17 protein-coding genes are annotated in these 19,732 nt (G+C 43.6%); all 17 read right to left on the minus strand.

All coding sequences use genetic code 11. The annotated features are described in order from the left end of the window. Positions 1-31: 31 nt before the first annotated feature. Positions 32-1,024 carry an aromatic acid exporter family protein gene (locus ACOJQI_RS15495; RefSeq protein WP_421379448.1) on the minus strand — a complete coding sequence of 331 codons (993 nt, stop codon included), beginning with the start codon at positions 1,022-1,024 and terminating at the stop codon, positions 32-34. A 161-nt stretch (positions 1,025-1,185) separates the two neighbouring features. Beyond that, a complete protein-coding gene (locus ACOJQI_RS15500; RefSeq protein WP_421379451.1) occupies positions 1,186-1,623 on the minus strand; it encodes a BrxA/BrxB family bacilliredoxin in 438 nt (145 codons plus the stop codon). 344 nt (positions 1,624-1,967) lie between these two features. After that, on the minus strand, positions 1,968-3,230 hold the full coding sequence (locus ACOJQI_RS15505) for a hemolysin family protein (protein WP_421379454.1): 1,263 nt from the start codon (positions 3,228-3,230) through the stop codon (positions 1,968-1,970). A 247-nt stretch (positions 3,231-3,477) separates the two neighbouring features. Then, positions 3,478-4,014 (minus strand): DinB family protein, encoded by a 537-nt coding sequence (locus ACOJQI_RS15510; RefSeq protein ID WP_421379456.1) that lies wholly within the window; start codon positions 4,012-4,014, stop codon positions 3,478-3,480. Positions 4,015-4,138: 124 nt separating this feature from the next. Then, positions 4,139-4,717: a hypothetical protein gene (locus ACOJQI_RS15515; protein WP_421379458.1), complete on the minus strand. Its 579-nt coding sequence runs from the start codon at positions 4,715-4,717 to the stop codon at positions 4,139-4,141. 105 nt (positions 4,718-4,822) lie between these two features. After that, on the minus strand, positions 4,823-5,443 hold the full coding sequence (locus tag ACOJQI_RS15520; RefSeq protein WP_421379461.1) for an HAD family hydrolase: 621 nt from the start codon (positions 5,441-5,443) through the stop codon (positions 4,823-4,825). A 132-nt stretch (positions 5,444-5,575) separates the two neighbouring features. Continuing rightward, positions 5,576-6,160 carry a cysteine hydrolase family protein gene (locus ACOJQI_RS15525; RefSeq protein WP_421379463.1) on the minus strand — a complete coding sequence of 195 codons (585 nt, stop codon included), beginning with the start codon at positions 6,158-6,160 and terminating at the stop codon, positions 5,576-5,578. 144 nt (positions 6,161-6,304) lie between these two features. Further along, a complete protein-coding gene (gene meaB, locus ACOJQI_RS15530; RefSeq protein ID WP_421379465.1) occupies positions 6,305-7,339 on the minus strand; it encodes a methylmalonyl Co-A mutase-associated GTPase MeaB in 1,035 nt (344 codons plus the stop codon). Next, complete coding sequence (gene scpA / locus ACOJQI_RS15535) at positions 7,340-9,496, minus strand: methylmalonyl-CoA mutase (protein ID WP_421379467.1); 2,157 nt, start codon at positions 9,494-9,496, stop codon at positions 7,340-7,342. Continuing rightward, complete coding sequence (locus ACOJQI_RS15540) at positions 9,486-11,246, minus strand: methylmalonyl-CoA mutase subunit beta (RefSeq protein WP_421379469.1); 1,761 nt, start codon at positions 11,244-11,246, stop codon at positions 9,486-9,488. Before ACOJQI_RS15540 ends, scpA begins: the two co-directional genes overlap by 11 nt. 272 nt (positions 11,247-11,518) lie before the next feature. Next, on the minus strand, positions 11,519-12,841 hold the full coding sequence (locus tag ACOJQI_RS15545) for a dihydrolipoamide acetyltransferase family protein (protein WP_421379471.1): 1,323 nt from the start codon (positions 12,839-12,841) through the stop codon (positions 11,519-11,521). Positions 12,842-12,882: 41 nt separating this feature from the next. After that, a complete protein-coding gene (locus tag ACOJQI_RS15550; RefSeq protein ID WP_409251296.1) occupies positions 12,883-13,866 on the minus strand; it encodes an alpha-ketoacid dehydrogenase subunit beta in 984 nt (327 codons plus the stop codon). A 13-nt stretch (positions 13,867-13,879) separates the two neighbouring features. Beyond that, the gene (locus ACOJQI_RS15555) at positions 13,880-14,878 is read right to left on the minus strand and encodes a thiamine pyrophosphate-dependent dehydrogenase E1 component subunit alpha (protein WP_421379473.1); all 999 of its coding nucleotides are present in this window, start codon (positions 14,876-14,878) and stop codon (positions 13,880-13,882) included. Between the two features lie 112 nt (positions 14,879-14,990). Then, a complete protein-coding gene (gene lpdA, locus ACOJQI_RS15560; protein WP_421379475.1) occupies positions 14,991-16,412 on the minus strand; it encodes a dihydrolipoyl dehydrogenase in 1,422 nt (473 codons plus the stop codon). Positions 16,413-16,434: 22 nt separating this feature from the next. Beyond that, positions 16,435-17,541 (minus strand): butyrate kinase, encoded by a 1,107-nt coding sequence (gene buk / locus ACOJQI_RS15565; RefSeq protein ID WP_421379477.1) that lies wholly within the window; start codon positions 17,539-17,541, stop codon positions 16,435-16,437. 134 nt (positions 17,542-17,675) lie between these two features. Beyond that, positions 17,676-18,770: a branched-chain amino acid dehydrogenase gene (bcd, locus tag ACOJQI_RS15570; RefSeq protein WP_421379479.1), complete on the minus strand. Its 1,095-nt coding sequence runs from the start codon at positions 18,768-18,770 to the stop codon at positions 17,676-17,678. Positions 18,771-18,802: 32 nt separating this feature from the next. Next, positions 18,803-19,708 carry a phosphate butyryltransferase gene (gene yqiS, locus ACOJQI_RS15575; RefSeq protein WP_421379481.1) on the minus strand — a complete coding sequence of 302 codons (906 nt, stop codon included), beginning with the start codon at positions 19,706-19,708 and terminating at the stop codon, positions 18,803-18,805. Positions 19,709-19,732 lie beyond the last annotated feature (24 nt).

The raw sequence follows: 19,732 nt of genomic DNA on the forward strand, positions 1-19,732 counted from the left end.
CCTTCACATCCTCTCAGGGATTAGTTAGAAATTAGTTTGCTTCTTTAGGTGTCATCTCATTCTCTTTGCGCTGCCTGATGCCTTTAAACGAACTCTTGATCAGCAGATAATCCTCCATCTCCTTCAGGAATTGATAGAGTGCTGCCCTTGCTTCGAATTCCTCTCTTGTTTGCGGAAGTTCCATTTCCTCAAACTTGATCCTCATGTCATAAAGTTTCTTCAGGTACATCAGGGCTGTGTTTCCCGGATGGATATGTTCACTTAGTTCCTCCATGAAATCAGCCACCATTTTTCCCTGCTCGACTTTTAGAGAAATCGAAGTGACAAGAGGCAGGAGTCTCTGCAGGATATCGAACTGTTTTTCTCTCATTTTAAAGTATAAATAATAAAGATTTTCATGTCGGAGAAAGTGGTTCTCTACATCTTTGAATGCGAGGGTTTTGGCTTCATTGATCAGCTTTTCTACCTCTGTAATTTCATGGCCGTCCCATCCCCTGTCTTCACTTGTCCTGAGATACCGCACGATTTCCGTAAATATTTTGTGAAAATTCTCTTCTATCTGTTCCTGATAAGCAATCAATTTGCTTTCCACACTTGGCATATAGAGATTGGCCAGCAGGGCAATGCCGATACCGATTGCAATGATCCCGAGCTCATTCCATATAAGGTCAAGCGTGACGTTATGGGCGGAATAGACATGAAGGATGATGACACTGCTTGTCACAATCCCCTGTGTAATCTTCAGCATGACCGTTACCGGAATGAAGAATAGGAGCAGCACACCTATAATGATGGGATGATAAAATAGCAATTCAAAAAGGATGGAAGCAAAAAGCATGGCCAAAATACAGGCAAGGAACCTGCTCCAAGCTGCTTTTAAGGATTTCTTCTTTGTATCCTGGATGCAAAGGATGGTCAAAATTCCCGCGGAAGCAAAATTATCAAGACCGAACCATTGCGCAACCAAGATAGCGACAGCTGTCCCTGCAGCCGTCTTGGCAGTACGATAACCTATACGAAACATAAACTGCAGCTCCTGTTATTTAATTCTTTTTGTTGATAGTGTTTCCTAATTAAGTATTTTAACGAAAATAATTCCTATGTAATCTATATCCCTTTTGCAATGCAGCTGTAAACTGACTGAACAAAGAAAAAAAGAGTGAATGAATCACTCTTTTTTCCACTTTATACTTCTTCACAATACTCGTCAAAGTAGCCTTGCAGCTTAGTGACAACAGACATAGGGTCATGGCCTTCAATTTCATGGCGCTCTACCATAGTCAATATTTCTCCATCTTTCATAAGTGCGAATGACGGGGAGGATGGCGGGTACCCAGTGAAATAACTGCGCGCTTTCGCTGTAGCTTCTTTATCCTGGCCTGCAAAAACAGTTACAAGGCGGTCAGGGCGTTTATCATAATGAATCGCATGCGCAGCTGCAGGGCGCGCGATTCCGCCGGCACAACCGCATACAGAGTTGATCATCACAAGGGTTGTTCCTTTTTGATCAAGCGTCTCTTCTACTTCCTCAGCAGTTGTTAGCTGCTTATATCCTGAAATCTCCATCTCTTGACGAGCCTGGCGAACGACATCATTCATAAATAAGTCGAAATCCATTTCCATATTACTCTCTCCTTTTTCTAAAAGTAGCATCAGTATAAAATGCTAATATAACAGTACTTATATCATATCAATATTAGCTGCCCGTTATCAATCATATTATCTTTTTCCCTCAGTGTATATTCCATTTACAGATAAAGAGGATGGTTTCCACTCTTTTTCTAAAAAATTCAAACTTTAGGTTTATTAACCTGAATGCCGGGTACTATAAAAATACATCTAGATCCATACCCCTAAACTCCCTAGATGGTGGATAGCTCATGATGGGCTATCCTCTTTTTTTATCTGGGTAAAAAAAATGACGAAAGTATAGTTACAATCGTCATCTTCAAAGCTTTCTATTCGATTTACTCTGCAGGCGCTTCTTCTGAGACTTCCACTTTGATAGTGCGGATTCTGCGGTTTTCCACTTCTTCTACCGTCACTTTCACATTTTCATATTCAAAAGTTTCGCCTTCAGCAGGTATTTCCTGAAAACTTTCCACTACCCATCCCCCGATAGTATGATAGGAGCTTTCAGGTTCAGGCAGATTGAGCAGATCGGTAAATTCATCAAGCTGAAACTGGGAATCAAAAGTATACACATTGTCACTGACTTTCGTCATAGAATGGATTTTCTCATCTTGTTCATCCCAAATTTCCCCTACGATCTCTTCCAAAATATCCTCAAGGGTAATCAGGCCGGTTGTGCCCCCGAATTCATCTACTACTATTGCCATATGGACTTTATCTTTTTGAAGCCTGGAAAGAAGGGTTGAGATCTTCGCTGATTCAAACACAAACATCGGTTCGCGGATCAATTCTCTAATACTCACTTCCCCGTATTTTAGAAGATGAGTGAAGAACTCTTTCTCTGAAAGGATTCCGATTACATTATCTATATGGTCCTCATAGACTGGAATACGCGAGAAACGCTCTTCAAAAAACAATTCTTTTATTTCTTCAACCGGCTGATTTACTTCAACCGCTTTCACGTCTATTCGGGGAGTTAAAACCTCCGAAACCATGATATCGTCAAAATCCATTGAACGGTGTATCAATTCTCTTTCTTCCTTGTCAATAACTCCTTCTTCTTCACTGATATCAAGCATGACTTTTAATTCTTCCTCAGTGACGGACGGCATCGTATTGTTTTTGGAAAAAACGTTGGAAACCAATTCCTTTAATTTTATAAAAAAGAAGTTAACAGGTGTAAGAATTTTAATCAGCAAGTAAAGGATGCCCGAGATGGATAAAGCATACCCTTCAGCATTTTCTTTTGCTAAGGATTTGGGCAGGATTTCGCCGAAAATCAGAATGAGCAGGGTCATTACGAACGTGCTGATCACCAAACCGGTATTTCCCCCGAAAAGGTCGGTTGCCAGCTTGGCAGAAATACTGGCCGCAGCAATGTTTACAATGTTGTTTCCTACCAGGATGGTGGACAGGGCACGGTCGAAGTTTTCGGCTATATAAAGTGCTTTTTTACTCCCTCTCAGACCTTCACTTTCAAAATTCCTTAACCTGATTTTGTTGACACTGGAATAAGCTGTCTCTGCGGATGAGAAAAATGCAGAAAGCAAAATTAAAACACCTAATAGAATCAATGAATACAGTGGTATATCGTCCAAAAAAATGTCACTCTCCTAAAATGTTGGTAATCTATGATTAAAGTTGTATCAACGCTGTCAAAGTAACGATAATTACTAGGGGATCTGGTACAATCAGAAGGCCAATTCGGATAAATCACCTCTATATAGTATACTCGCAACCTTTAAAAGTGTACAGGTGCACGTGATGGTTAGTTCAGTCTAAAAAGGAATAGATGCTCTCTTATAAAAAGAGTTTCCGAAGGCTGGAAACTCTTTTTGGCTTAATTTAATTTTTCTGCTGCTTATTTAAAATTCCCAGGTACTCTGCCCATGGACCGACATCCTCCCGGTATCTTTCTGCCAGGATACGGACGATTTGGGAGATATGGGTCAAATCATGGACCACCCAAGTGGAAAGCAGTTCCCTTCCCTTCACTTGACCGAAGGCGGGATGCAAACCCGTCATTTCAAGGACAGCATCGGAGGTGACGATTTTTTTGATTTTTGAGAGGTTCTCTTCTCTAATCCTTTTAAATAGCTGAAACTTTTGACCAAGAGGAGTTTTTGTATTATGTTCCAAATGGGCGAACCGGTCAAACGGCGGAAAGACCCTATTCTCCCCATCCTGAATGATCGTCTCAAACCTTGGTATCCAATTCGTTCTTTCAGCTTCAATGAGGTGGTCGATAACCTGCGAGACATTCCAGGCCCCTTCCCCTTCATCTGCGAGCAGCCAATTATCTGACAGCCCCGTTAGAAAATATTCAAGGGTCTGTGGAGTCCGCTCCAGGATTGCAAGTGCTTCATTCATTTCAAAATTCATTGGCCTGCCTCCATTCACCATCGCTAATACTATATTATTGGAGCACAATCATTTTAGAATCGGCTTCGATACTCATTAATAAAAATATTAAGAAGAGCCGGCTGCATAGACCGGCTTCTTCTCTCTATTTAAAAGACCCTGCCACCATAATCAGTTCATCTTTACCCAATTTTTCATCGGAAATCCCTTGCCTATAAGAGATTGTGACAGAGGTGTCTTCTTCCTGCCAGGAAAGAAAACTTTCATATCTGGTTTCATGATAGTTCGCTGCCGTTCCATTTACTTCCGCCGCTTCGATCTCAACTGAAGTTTCTTTGATTGCCTCAGGTAAATCGGGATCTGTCTGATCGATGAATTGAGCTCCCGGTGTATACCTGATCATAAGCTCCTGCTCTTCTGCTCCTTTGATTACAATTATGTAAGTAGTACTTTCGGCCAATTCCCATTTCTTCACAGAAGAAATTTCTGACGCCTCAAATGGCACTATCTCCGGAAAGGTTAAATCTGCAGGAAGTTCTGCCTGGGCCCTTTCTGTTTTATAAAAACCGTCAGGGGCTGAATTTCCCGTTTCAATCAAACCTGCCTGGGTGCCGCCAAAATATCCTAACAACGCGATTCCTGCAGTAATAAATAGAAAAGATAACACTTTTGAAAACCACAGTTTTTCACTCACAGTTCCTGTTCTGTTTCTTTCTGGATTCACCTAATCACCCTTCTTCTTAAGGTCTTTTTCAATTAGAAGAATCACAAGTGAAAATAGTTTCAATTTTGTAAAAATTTTCATATTTATATAATAGTTCAAGACTCCTTATAAGAATAAATCCAATAACTCATCAAATCGGGATATAGCAAAATCGAAATCCTCAACCTGTCCAAATCCATACCTTGCATACACAAAAGGGATACCTGCATGCTTGGCCGCCTGGCGGTCTCCTTCTGTATCACCCACATATACAGGACTGGATAAGTTGTTTCTTTCCATGACTAATTTAATGTTTTCTCCTTTTGAGAGACCCGTTCGGCCAGGATTCTCATAGTCAATAAAATACTTCTCGAGCTTATGAAATTTGTAAAAAGCCTCTATATATCCATCCTGGCAATTACTCACAATATATAGTTTATACTTTTTTGAAAGCGTCTCGAGGACATGCTCAATGTTGTCATACAACGCCCCGCCTTTTCGCTCTAAATGTTCAGTTTCAAGAGTACAGCATTCCTTCAAGAGCTGTTTCTGCTCCTCTTCATTTAATGACGGAAAAAGCATTCTCCCTATCTCCTGGATTTGCAGGCCCATAGTCGAACCGAAATCTTTTTTGGTTAACTCTCTTTCTATCTTAGGATGGTCTTTAAGAATACTATTCCAGGCAACCAAAACGGTATCGATTGAATTCCATAGTGTTCCATCTAAATCAAAAATGATGCTGTCCATGAATTATCTATCTCCTTTGCACCTTTAAAATCTGCTCTTTAAGCTATTCGCCTTCTCCCTTCAATCTCCTCTTTTCCATGGGTATTCTATAAATAGAGAAGGCACCCCCAAAACCTGAGGGTGCCTGCGAGGTTACTTGAGCTGACTCAGTTGACTTAATTGATTCAAGATTTCTTCAGTCGTAATAATGGTTGCAAACTCTTTGTTAAGCATCGCCATTTCTGCTTCATGTATGGAATCTGCAGAATGTTTCTTCCCTTTTGCACCTGTTGTTTCAAATGCTGCGGTCGCATCTGTCACAAGATATGTCTGATAGCCAAAATTACCGCTCATCCTGGTTGTTGTGGAAACACAGTGCTGAGTAGACAAGCCTGTAATGACCACTGATTTTATCTGCTGCTGGTCCAGGTAGGACTGAAGTTCTGTACCTATAAAGGCGCTGTTGACGTTTTTAGGAAAAACTTTCTCCCCTTCGGCAGGTTGTATCATGTCTTTGAACTCTGTTCCTTGTGGATTTCGGTGATAGAGAGGCGACTTTGGCTGCAATGATAAGTGCTGCGAATAAATAACTGTACCGTTTCTATTCCTCCACTCATTGAGCAGCCTTGAAATATTTTGCTCTGCTTGCGGGTTATTCCGCTGTCCCCAGTAAGGATCATCAAACCCTTTTTGGACATCGAGGATCAGTAAAGCAGGCAGGTTAACTAAATTTGTCATGCCGGTATTCTCCTATCTGAAAAATAATCGTTCCACCTTTTAACTTATCCTGCATGAGTAATTAAGATACTAGTATTTCATAAAAGAAAAAGCAGTTTATCCATTTGTCCATAAAGGGTTTTCCGGATAAACTGCTTCTTTATATTACTTTTGATAAAGACTCATCAAGGCTTCCACTGCCTGTGATGCCGTTTTGTTACCTGCAATCACTTCCGATTCAATATCAGGAAAATTGTTTTTGATATCTGGGTTTTGGAAAAAACTATTGAGAACACGGTCGGAAATCATGGAATGAAGCCACTCTTTGGTTTGTGTTTTCCTTCTTTCAACAAATGCTCCGCTGTCTTTCGTGTTCTTTTCGAACCTTGTTATTGTCTCCCATATATCCCCAATACCTTGTCCATGTAAGGAGGAGCACGTTACGGCCTGTGTCTCCCATCCTTTTGTGGCAGGCTGCAAAAAGTGAAGGATGCTTTTGTATTCCCTTCTTGTTTTTTGGGCAGCAGGGAGATTAGCCCCATCTGCTTTATTCACGACAATCAAGTCTGCTAACTCCATAATTCCTTTTTTCATGCCCTGAAGTTCATCTCCTGCTCCAGTAATAACCAGAAGCATGAAGAAGTCGACCATCCCTCTCACAATGACTTCACTTTGCCCGACCCCGACCGTTTCAACGAGTATGATGTCATAGCCCGCTGCTTCACATAACAGCATGGTTTCCCTGGTCTTCCGGTGAACACCGCCGAGTACCCCTCCTGAAGGGGAAGGCCGTACAAAAGCATTCTGGTTGCGTGACAGGTTTTCCATCCTTGTTTTGTCCCCGAGGATGCTCCCGCCTGTTACAGTGGAACTGGGATCTACAGCCAAAACGGCAACTTTATATCCCTGTTCACAAAGGGACTCACCGAATGTTTCAATGAACGTGCTTTTACCCGCACCAGGAACACCTGTAATGCCGATTCTGATGCTGCTGCCGGTGTATGGGGTCAACTCTTTCAGCAGCTCCTGGCCATGTTGAAAATGATCCTGGGAATTACTTTCTATTAATGTGATTGCCCTTGCAAGGTCGCGCCTGTTTCCCGACCTTACTCCTTCAACAAGATCAGTGATCGGCTGAAGGGCTTTGGTCCTTTTTTTGAACCTCCTGGCAGATTGGTCCTGGTTAAAGGAGTTTGACATTTATTCTGTCACTTCCTCGTAACCGAGTCTGCGGTAGATTTCTTCAATTACTTTTTGCGCAGCAACAGGAATCACTGTTCCCGGGCCGAAAATGGCAGCTGCTCCATTATCCATCAGGAATTGATAGTCTTTCGGTGGAATGACCCCTCCGATGACAATTAGGATATCTTCTCTCCCGAGTTTTTCAAGTTCCTTCACCAATGCCGGCAGAAGTGTCTTGTGTCCGGCTGCCAAAGAGCTTACGCCAATCACGTGCACGTCGTTTTCTACTGCCTGCAGTGCTGTCTCTTCAGGCGTTTGGAATAAAGGTCCGATGTCCACATCAAATCCAAGATCCGCAAAAGCTGTAGCAATCACTTTTGCCCCCCGGTCATGTCCATCCTGGCCCATTTTGGCAATCATGATTCGTGGACGGCGGCCTTCATTTTCACTGAATTCCTCCGCCATTTTTTTCACCACAGTAATTTCTTCCTCGTTGGAGAAGTTTGAACTATAGACGCCGCTGATTGAACGGATCACGGCTTTATGGCGTCCTGAGGCACTTTCGACAGCGTCCGATATTTCCCCGAGTGAGGCACGGACACGGGCAGCCGACACTGCCAGTTCAAGAAGATTGCCTTCCCCTGTCCGGGCTGCTTCTGCCAACTCTTCAAGAGCGGCCTTCACCTTGGAGTCATCCCGTTCAGCCCTTAATTGTTCCAATCTCTCTATCTGTTTTCGGCGCACTTCGGTATTGTCGATATCAAGGACATCCAATTCATCTTCTTTATCCAATCGGTATTTGTTCACCCCGATGATGGCTTCTTTACCGGAATCGATTTTTGCCTGCCTTTCTGCAGCCGCTTCTTCAATCCGCATCTTAGGCAGCCCGGTTTCAATGGCCTTTGTCATGCCGCCCAACTCTTCAATTTCCTCGATATGGTCCCACGCTCTTTCCATCAGCTGTTGTGTCAGGCTTTCAACATAATAAGAGCCTGCCCACGGATCGATGACATCCGTGATGCCTGTCTCTTCTTGTAAGTATAATTGTGTATTTCTTGCAATTCTCGCTGAAAAATCTGTCGGCAATGCAATAGCTTCATCCAATGCATTCGTATGAAGTGATTGGGTGTGCCCCATCGCAGCTGCATGGGCTTCAATCAATGTACGGATGACATTGTTGTATGGATCCTGTTCTGTCAGACTCCATCCGGAAGTTTGCGAGTGTGTTCTAAGTGCCATCGATTTGGGATTTTGAGGATCGAAAGTCTTCATCATACTTGCCCAGATCCGTCTGGCCGCTCTCATCTTCGCCACTTCCATAAAGTAGTTCATCCCGATTCCCCAGAAGAAGGAAAGTCTCGGAGCGAATTTATCAATTGGAATGCCTGCTTTCAAACCAGTCCTTACATATTCAAGACCATCCGCAAGTGTATAAGCCAGCTCAATATCGGCCGGTGCTCCGGCTTCCTGAATGTGATAACCGGAAATACTGATACTGTTGAATTTCGGCATTTTTTTGGAGGTATATTCAAAGATATCCGCAATGATTTTCATTGACATTTCAGGCGGATAGATGTAAGTATTACGCACCATGTATTCTTTTAAAATATCGTTTTGGATTGTTCCCGATAATTTTTCAGGAGGGACTCCCTGTTCTTCTGCTGTCACGATATAAAAAGCAAGTATTGGCAATACCGCCCCGTTCATTGTCATCGAGACTGACATTTGGTCAAGGGGGATCCCATCAAACAAGACTTTCATATCCAATATAGAATCAATCGCAACACCGGCTTTTCCCACATCCCCGACAACGCGCGGATGATCCGAGTCGTACCCTCTATGTGTGGCGAGGTCAAAAGCGACAGATAACCCTTTTTGCCCCATGGCAAGGTTCCGACGGTAAAATGCATTACTTTCTTCCGCTGTGGAGAAGCCTGCATATTGCCGGACTGTCCAAGGCCTGTTGACATACATCGTCGGATAAGGCCCTCTGGTATAGGGAGCGATTCCCGGCATGTCATCCCCATGCTGGATATCTTTTGTATCCTCCCCGTTGTAAAAAGGTTTTACAGAAATCTTCTCGTTCGTCTGGAAAAAAGATCCTTCTTCCAGATGACTCCCTGAATGGTCTGCTAACTTTATTTCGATATTTTTAAAATCAGGCTTAATTCCCATCAGGATTCGCCTCCCATCTGCTTAGAAGAGTGTCCAGCTTATCAATTACATTCTGCCCTGAATATATATAGCCGTTCAGCCCGGCCTTCTTTAAATCATCCATTTGTCCGCCGTTTAATTTTCCTGCTATGTCTACCATTAATCCATTTGTGTTCAATCCGGATAAAATAGCTTCAGCCATAGATTCATAATCTTCATCACGGCCGCAAATCACATAATAATCAGTATTGGTGTTGGCCGCAAATTGAATGGCCTCATCCACTGACAAACATTCCTTGCTCGGCAGAACCCCGATTCCGCCAGCTGCCAAGAATCCTGTGACAAAGTCAGCTCTGGCTTTGTGATTCTTTATCTTACCGAGCAATATCAAGCCTGCCCGAGGTTTTTCTGTTAATCGAGCTGCCCTCTCACGGAGGTTTTCAAAGCTTTCCGATAAACGTCTTGAGTGCAAACCTGGTATTTGAGTTCCACTTTTATGCTGCCCCTCTTTCAATGGGGTTTCCTCAAGGTCGGCATACACATTCGTCCCGATCAGGCTCTGCTTTCTAACAGCAGTATCCTGCTCTCTTTTCTTGAAAACCTGCTGGATTTCAAGCTGAAACGCTCCGGTCTTCAAGGACTCTATTATTCCGCCACTGCCATCGATTTCCTGGAATTTCTCCCATGCCTTTCTTGCCAGGCTGTTTGTTAACGATTCAATATAGTATGAACCTCCGGACGGATCACTGACTTTGTTTAAATGAGATTCCTGACTGAGAATTAATTGAGTATTGCGGGCAATACGTTCAGAAAAAGCGGAAGTATTTCCTGATACTTGATCAAATGGTGAAACATGTATATAGTCCGCTCCCCCAAGTACTGCAGCAAAAGTTTCATTACCTGATCGCAGCATGTTTACATAGGGATCAAGCCGTGATTTTGTAAACTGTGACGTCTCAGCACTTATGACCGCATTGGTGTCATTCAATCCGTATGCCTCCGTAACGTTTTTCCAAAGTGAACGGAATGCACGAAGCTTACTGATCTCCACGAAAAAGCTGCTTCCAATGGAAAAATTGAATACAAGTGTGCCGGCTGCTTCCTCTGCTGTCCATCCCTTTTCTTTTAATTCCTCTATTATTGAGACTCCTGCAGAAACGGCATAGGCCAATTCTTGAACAGCACTCCCGCCAGCTTCATTGACCAGCGAAGTATCGACTGCAACTGTCCGGACTTTTGGAGAATGTTCTTTTAAATATGTAATATTTTTCAGCCAGGTTTGCTGGACGCCTGAAGATTCTCCATTCACCATTGAAGGAATTGGATCTGCGGCATAGGCCCCGCTGAGCTCGGACAAGCCGTCTCTCAATACTTCAAATCCGGCTGAAGACATTGATGTTATATGAAACAACGGTTTTCCTTTGGAGGCGGCCATTGTAAACACCTTTTTCAAAGTGTTCCCATCTATGCCCTTCTGAGGATCCGCAAAAGCCACGGTGTCCTGTCCTCTGGATAATACGGTTTCCAAGATTTCTGGCAGGTCTGCCGCATTTTCTGCTGACACCCTCTGGGCAATTTTCCATTCACGTTTGGAACGATCACGGTTTACAGCCGATTCTTTCTCAACATCTTCTCTCGTGTATAAAGGTTGTAAAGTTATACCTTCATATGTTTCCTTATATAATTTTTCTAACGGTTTCCCCTTTAATGATTCCTCAGCTTTCGCCTTCCAGTCATCCAGGCTCACTGATTCAAATGAAGTATTTTTCATTTTATTCACATCCATAAGTTCGCGTAACGCTTCCCCCTCCCGATTGTTGTAATCGGTTTCATAAAAACCTGTAGACTATTCAAAATTTTTATACTAATGCTATTTCAGTATATAAAAAAAAGCCGCTGACTTCAATGAAAGCGGTAAAAACTTTGGAGTTCCGCTTTACCGCTCTAAAGCAGCGGGGGACTGTCCCCTGTTACGTTAAAGTATTAAAGTTTTAGTTATGAAAAAACCGGTTTGCTGTTTGCAAACCGGTTTGGCCTTCTCTATTAATAAATAGAAGTATTTTCTTTTGAAATGTTTTCGATGATTTCTTTGACGCGCTGCAGGAAGCGGCCGCATACTAGTCCGTCCAATACGCGGTGATCAAGTGACATACACAGATTCACCATGTCGCGAACAGCAATCATGCCATTGTCCATTACCACTGGGCGTTTCACAATCGATTCTACCTGCAGGATTGCCGCCTGCGGATAGTTTATGATACCCATGGACTGAACAGAACCGAATGAACCAGTATTATTCACTGTGAATGTTCCGCCTTGCATATCTTCAGACTTCAGCTTGCCGGTGCGTACTTTTCCTGCAAGTTCTGTGATTTCTCTTGCAATGCCTTTAATTGTTTTTTCATCAGCATTTTTGATGACTGGTACGAAAAGTGCATCATCTGTTGCAACAGCGATGGAGATGTTAATGTCTTTTTTCTGGATGATTTTGTCGCCAGCCCACATAGAGTTGATCATCGGAAATTCCTTAAGAGCTTGTGCTACAGCTTTTACAAAGAAAGCAAAGAATGTAAGGTTGTAGCCTTCGCGCTGCTTGAACTCACCTTTGATTGTATTTCTGTAATTCACAAGGTTTGTCGCATCAATCTCCATCATTGTCCAAGCATGAGGAGCTTCGTGTTTGCTGCGCAGCATGTTGGCAGCAATCGCTTTTCTTACTCCTGTTACAGGAATTTCTACATCACCAGGCAAGACCGGTACGTTTGGTGCCGGTGCTGCAGGTTTTGAAGGAGCAGAAGCTGCTGGTGCTTCTTGAGCAGGAGCCTGCTTAGGCTCTTCCTTCGCAGGAGCTGCTGGTTTTGCATCTCCGGCTTTTGGAATGTTTCCTGAGTCAATCAGTTTCTGCAGATCTTTACGGGTGATTCGCCCTTCTCTCCCTGTACCTTCTACTTGATCAAGGTCGATGTCGTGCTCTTGAGATAATCTCAATACTGCAGGAGAATAGCGGACTTTTCCTTTTTCCGCTTTTTTCGCAGGTTTTGCTGCTTCTTGCTTGCCTTCTTTAGCTGGAGTTTCACCGCCAACTGGATCTTCTTGTGCAGGTGCTTCTTCAGCAGAACCGCCGCCTTCGACCTCGATTGAGCAGATGAATTCACCAACTTCCAGTGTATCCCCTTCTTCAGCGATCAATTCCTTGATTGTTCCTGTAAAAGAAGATGGAACTTCTGCATTTACTTTATCTGTATTAACCTCTGCAATTGGATCGTATTTGTTGACGTGGTCTCCTGGACTAACAAGCCATTTGCTGATTGTACCTTCTGTAACACTTTCCCCAAGCTGAGGCATTTTCATTTTTTCAATACCCAAAGAGGAACCCTCCTTACTGCATTTTGTTATTTAAGCTGCTATTAAAATTCCGCTAATTCACGCATTGCTTTTTCAACTTTATCCGGATTCACCATGAAGTACTTCTCCATTGTAGGCGAATATGGCATTGCAGGAACATCCGGGCCAGCAAGTCGCATGATCGGGGCATCCAAGTCAAATAGACAGTTTTCAGAGATGATTGCCGCAACTTCACCCATGATGCTTCCTTCTTTGTTGTCTTCTGTAAGAAGAAGGACCTTACCTGTTTTAGAAGCTGCTTCGATGATCGCTTCTTTATCCAGAGGATAGATTGTTCTAAGATCAAGGATTTCTGCTTCAATTCCATCTTCAGCAAGTCTTTCGGCAGCCTGCTGCGCGAAATGCACACATAGCCCGTAAGTGATGACTGTCAGGTCTTCACCTTCACGTTTTACATCTGCTTTTCCAATTGGAAGAACATAATCATCATCAGGAACTTCACCTTTAATCAGGCGGTAAGCACGCTTATGCTCGAAGAACATAACCGGATCTTCATCACGGATAGCTGCTTTCAACAGGCCTTTAACATCATAAGGTGTAGAAGGCATGACAATTTTCAGTCCAGGCTGGTTGGCAAATACTGCCTCGACCGATTGTGAGTGGTAAAGTGCACCGTGGACACCGCCGCCATAAGGGGCGCGGATAACCATCGGACAACTCCAGTCATTGTTGGAACGGTAACGGATACGAGCTGCCTCAGAGATAATCTGATTGACTGCAGGCATGATGAAATCAGCAAATTGCATTTCAGCAATAGGACGCATGCCATACATAGCTGCTCCAATCCCTACCCCCGCAATAGCCGATTCTGCTAGTGGAGTATCTAAAACACGGTCTTCACCGAATTGATCATACAGACCGCGGGTTGCTCCGAAGACCCCGCCCTTTTTACCGACGTCTTCTCCAAGAACAAATACTTTTTCGTCTCTTTCCATTTCTTCACGGATAGCCATTGTTACTGCATCAATATAAGAAATTACTGCCATGAATTATTCCCCCTTACTTCTCTTCTGCGTAGACGTATTTAAGCGCACTTTCCGGCTCTGAATATGGTGCATTTTCTGCATAATCCGTCGCTTCATTGACAATCTTCATAACACGGTCATTTATTTCTTTTTCAAGTTCGTCATTCATGACGCCTGTTTCTTTCAGGTAAGCACCGAAAGTGATGATAGGATCTTTTGTTTTCGCTTGTGCCACTTCATCTGGAGAGCGGTAACTGCGGTCATCATCATCAGAGGAGTGAGGTGTCAAGCGGTAAGAAACTGTTTCAACCAGTGTCGGGCCTTCGCCTCTGCGGCCGCGGTCTGCAGCTTCTTTAACTGCTTTATAAACCTCTAATGGATCATTGCCGTCCACGGTTACACCTGGCATACCGTAACCGATAGCGCGGTCAGATACTTTTTCGCAAGCTAACTGTTTTTCGATAGGCACAGAAATGGCATATTTATTGTTTTCACACATGAAGATAACCGGAAGCTTATGTACTCCCGCAAAGTTGGCGCCTTCATGGAAATCCCCCTGGTTGGATGAACCTTCACCGAAAGTAACAAAAGTGACAAGGTCCTTCTTCTCCATTTTTCCTGCAAGTGCGATTCCAACAGCGTGCGGTACCTGAGTGGTAACCGGTGATGAACCTGTTACGATATTGTTTTTCTTTTGTCCAAAGTGACCAGGCATTTGGCGGCCTCCGGAGTTTGGATCTTCTGCTTTGGCGAATCCAGAAAGCATCAGTTCCTTTGCCGTCATTCCAAATCTAAGGACAACCCCCATATCGCGGTAATAAGGAAGTGCATAATCTTTTTCGGGATCCAAAGCGAATGCAGCACCGATTTGCGCAGCTTCCTGTCCCTGACAAGAAATAACAAAAGGGATCTTACCGGAACGGTTCAACAGCCACATACGCTCATCGATTCGACGAGCCATCAACATAGTTTCATACATTTCTAATACATTCTCATTGGATAAACCAAGAGCTTCATGACGATTTTCAGCCATTTATTTTTACCTCCCAAACATTTATAGGGGGAGAACCCGCCAAGGCTCCCCGACTAAAAAAATATGTGCACCACATTCCAATCGAATGCGGGATAAACCAATATTCACAAACTTATGAATGAATTGCTTTTCCGTCTACTGCCAATGCAGCTTCTCCGATTGCTTCACTCAAAGATGGGTGAGGGTGAATCGTGTGGGCAACTTCCCACGGTGTTGCATCAAGCACTCTAGCAAGACCCGCTTCCGAAATCATGTCAGTCACATGAGGACCAATCATATGAACCCCAAGGATATCATTCGTTGCTTTATCAGCGATAATTTTGACAAAGCCGTCAGATTCACCATAAACAAGCGCTTTTCCGATTGCACGGAAAGAGAATTTTCCGACTTTCACATCAAAACCTTCTTCTTTGGCTTCTTTTTCTGATAGTCCGACGCTGGCAATTTCAGGATTACTGTAGATGCACTTCGATACAAGACTGTAATCAATCGGTTCTGGGTTTTCGTTTGCCATATGCTCAACGGCAGAAATACCTTCATGAGAAGCAACGTGTGCCAATTGAAGGCCTCCGATTACATCACCGATCGCATAGATATGAGACTCTTTTGTCTGCATATGCTTATTTACATTAATGAATCCTTTTTCTACCACGATATCTGTGTTCTCCAGGCCGATGCCTTCCACGTTCGCCTGGCGGCCAACTGAAACTAGAAGTTTATCTGCAGAGAACTCTTTTTGCTCGCCTTTGATTTCAGCTTTGATTTTTACTCCGCCGTCTTTTTCGATTGTTTCAGGAAGCACTTTTGCACCTGTTACAATCTTGACGCCTTTCTTCTTCATCAAACGCTGCATCTCTTTGGAAATCTCATGGTCTTCTGTAGGCAGGATTTGTTGAGCATACTCAATGACCGTTACTTCCACCCCAAAATCTGAAAGCATGGAAGCCCACTCGATACCTATTACACCGCCGCCGACAATGATGATTGACTTAGGAAGGTTTTCAAGTTCCAAAGCTTCGTCAGAGGATAAAACGAATTCTCCATCAATATCAAGGCCAGGCAGCGTTCTTGGACGTGAACCTGTGGCAACAATGACATTCTTTGGAATCAGCATTTCGTTTTCTTCCCCATTATTCATCTCAACGGAGATTGTTCCAGGCATAGGGGAAAAGATGGAAGGACCGAGGATTCTGCCCATTCCCTCATAAACATCAATTTTCCCTTGCTTCATTAAGTGCTGAACACCTTTATGAAGACCTTCAACGATTTTCTCTTTTCTTTCTTGAACACGGGTAAAGTCCAGCTTTACGTCGTTAATCATTACTCCAAAAGTATCCGCTTCTTTTGCAGTCGCATACACCTCTGCACTGCGGAGAAGCGCTTTACTCGGGATGCAGCCTCGGTGAAGGCATGTACCGCCAAGTTTTCCTTTTTCAACAATAGCTGTTTTAAGTCCTAATTGAGAAGCACGGATAGCAGCAACATAACCGCCGGTTCCGCCCCCAAGGATGACCAGATCATATTCTTGAGCCAATGGTATTCCTCCTTCTGTATCTTTAAACTGTCGCTTTTGTTTTTACATTGCCAGGATAGTCTTTTTCCTGTTCTTCACCATTAAGGACACGCAGTGCTCCTTCTGCAAGAGCCTGCAGTTCATTTTCGCCCGCATGTATGATGACGTCCGCTATCCAATTGACTCTTTCACTGATTTGTTTAACAAACTCTTTCCCATATGCTAAACCGCCAGTCAACACAATTGCATCCACTTTCCCCTCGAGAACAGCACTTGCTGAACCGATTTCTTTAGCAATTTGGTAAGCCATGGCATCATAAACAAGCTTAGCTTTCTCATCGCCATTTTCAATCATTTTTTCTACTTTTACAGCGTCATTTGTCCCAAGGTAGCCGACAAGGCCTCCTTGTCCAACGAGTTTTTTCATGATCTCATCGCGGTAATAATTACCTGAAAAGCACATATCGACTAAATCACCAGCTGGCACTGTCCCTGCACGCTCCGGGCTGAAAGGACCATCTCCATGCAAGCCATTATTTACATCGATGACTTTTCCATTCTTATGGACACCGACCGTAATACCGCCGCCCATGTGGGTAATGATCAGATTGAGATCTTCATACTTCTTGTTCAGATCTTTGGCAACCCTTCTTGCAACCGCTTTCTGGTTGAGCGCGTGGAAGATGCTTTTCCGTTCAATCAGTGAAACACCTGAAATCCTTGCAATCGGAGCAAGCTCGTCCACTACTACAGGGTCTACAATGAAGGACGGAATGTTTAGCCCTGTTGCTATTTCGTAAGCCAGGATCCCTCCCAGGTTGGACGCGTGCTGTCCGGAATATCCTTCACGCAGATCTTGCAGCATTTCTTCATTAACGGAATAGGTACCGCCTTCAATGGGTCTTAAAAGCCCGCCGCGCCCGCATACTGCACTGAGCTTGGAAATGTTGATCCCCTCTTCGTCAAGCGCTTCCAAAATGGTTTCTTTTCTGAATTGATATTGATCAATGATGGTTTCAAATTCATTAATCTTTTCTGCATCATGTCTTAAAGTTTTTTCAAAAACCGATATGTCATTATCAAATACACCAATCTTTGTAGATGTAGAACCAGGATTGATGACCAGAATTCGATGTTCTTTCGCTTCCAATGTCGTTACCTCCAATGTAGAAAAGCATTGCCTTTCTTAGTGGTCCCCTTTTTCTAGATCTCCGCACCCCTTGTTCTTTTAAAACCGAGAAACGCTTCGCCTCTTCGAAGCCAAGCGTTTCAAGTTGCAGCAGCTTAGCGGTAGCTCAGGATATGCTTTCCGTTTTGCAGGAACTGGCTGCGGGACTTACGGTTTCTTTCAATTCTTTCCTCAGCCATGCGGTCAGCTGCAAGGTATGTTGGAATATTGTCACGCTTCGCAATTTCAATTACACGCTCTACGTTATTGTAGATCTGCTCTACCTTCTTCATTGCGCGCTCACGATTATAACCGTATAGTTCGTCAGCCACGTTGATTACTCCACCGGCATTAATGACATAATCAGGAGCATAGACAATGCCCATTTCATGGATTGTATCACCATGCGTTGTATCTTTAAGCTGGTTGTTTGCAGCACCAGCAATAACTTTTGCTTTGATTTGAGGAATTGTCTCGTCATTAATTACCGCTCCTAATGCACATGGAGCATAGATATCGCAATCAACACTGTAAATATCATTAATGTCTACAGCTTTTGCACCAAATTCATCAACTGCACGCTGAACAGCTTCTTTATTAATATCCGTAACAATCAGGTTAGCACCTTCTTCATGCAAGTGACGGCAAAGCGTGAAGGCAACGTTACCCACACCTTGAACAGCAATTGTTCTTCCTTCAAGTGAATCTGTACCGAAAGCTTCTTTTGCTGCTGCTTTCATTCCGCGGTACACTCCATAAGCCGTTACAGGAGATGGATTGCCTGAAGAACCGAACGCCGGTGAAATACCTGTTACATAATCCGTTTCCTCATGGATCAGGTCCATGTCAGCTACAGTAGTTCCCACATCTTCAGCCGTTATGTAGCGGCCATTCAATCCCTGAATGAAACGCCCGAATGCACGGAACATTTCTTCATTTTTATCTTTACGTGGATCTCCGATGATAACTGTCTTTCCGCCGCCAAGGTTAAGGCCGGCAGCCGCGTTTTTATATGTCATACCTTTTGCAAGACGAAGGGCATCCTCAATTGCAGCTTCCTCAGAATCATATGTCCACATGCGGGTACCGCCTAAAGCAGGTCCCAGTGTTGTATCATGAATCCCGATAATTGCTTTCAATCCGGAATTCTCATCCTGACAGAAAAGTAATTGCTCATAATCGTATTTTTCCATATAAGTGAAGATTTTCATTTTTAGTTCCTCCCTGAGTATGTGTTATTTTTTTATTTACCAGCAGAACAGATCGCCAATGCCAAAGAGTACACTTTACTTTCAGCACTGTCCGCTCTTGAAGTAAGGACGATTGGTGCTTTTGCGCCGGCAATGACAGCTCCTACCTTTGCCTTCGCAAAGTAGATAAGCGATTTATATAGTGAATTGCCCGTTTCAATATTAGGAACAAGCAAAATATCAGCTTTTCCGGCAGCCTCACTGTGAATACCCTTATGTTCAGCCGCTTCCGGTGAAACAGCATTGTCCAACGCAAGAGGGCCGTCAACTACACAGTCCTTGATTTGTCCCCTTCTATTCATCTGGGTAAGGACAGCAGCATCAACCGTTGCCTGCATGGCAGGATTGACCACTTCTACAGCTGCAAGAGGAGCAACTTTCGGATTTTCAATCCCGATCCCTTTTGCAACCCCAACGGCATTGTTAATGATTTGGACCTTTTGCTCTAAATCCGGTGCAATATTCATGCCTGCATCGGTCAAGACGGTGAGCCTGTCGTAGCCCGGTATTTCAAAGACAGCGACATGCGACAGCGCATTCCCTGTCCGCAGGCCAAACTCTTTATTCAGCACCGCTTTAAGGATGGCCGCCGTTGCTATATTTCCTTTCATCAACGCGGTCGCCTCATTATTTCTGACTGCCTTAACTGCAGATTCAGCGGACTCTTTCGCACTATCTGAATGCAAAATGGATATAGCTGGATTGTTGAGCAGCTGAGGTGAAACAGTTCCTGCTATTTCTTTTATCTTTTCACTGTCTCCAAAAAGTAAAAATTTCGCCATTCCACGTTCCACTGCCATAGATACAGCTTCCAAGACCTCTTTATCTTCAGCTGCAGCGACCGCAACAGTTGCATCTTTCAAACGGGTTGCCTGTTCTATTAAGTGATCTAAATTCATATGTTGTTTCAACCCCTTTCATAA

The sequence above is a fragment of the Bacillus salacetis genome (assembly GCF_049177075.1).
Lineage (GTDB): Bacteria > Bacillota > Bacilli > Bacillales > Bacillaceae_B > Rossellomorea > Rossellomorea salacetis_A.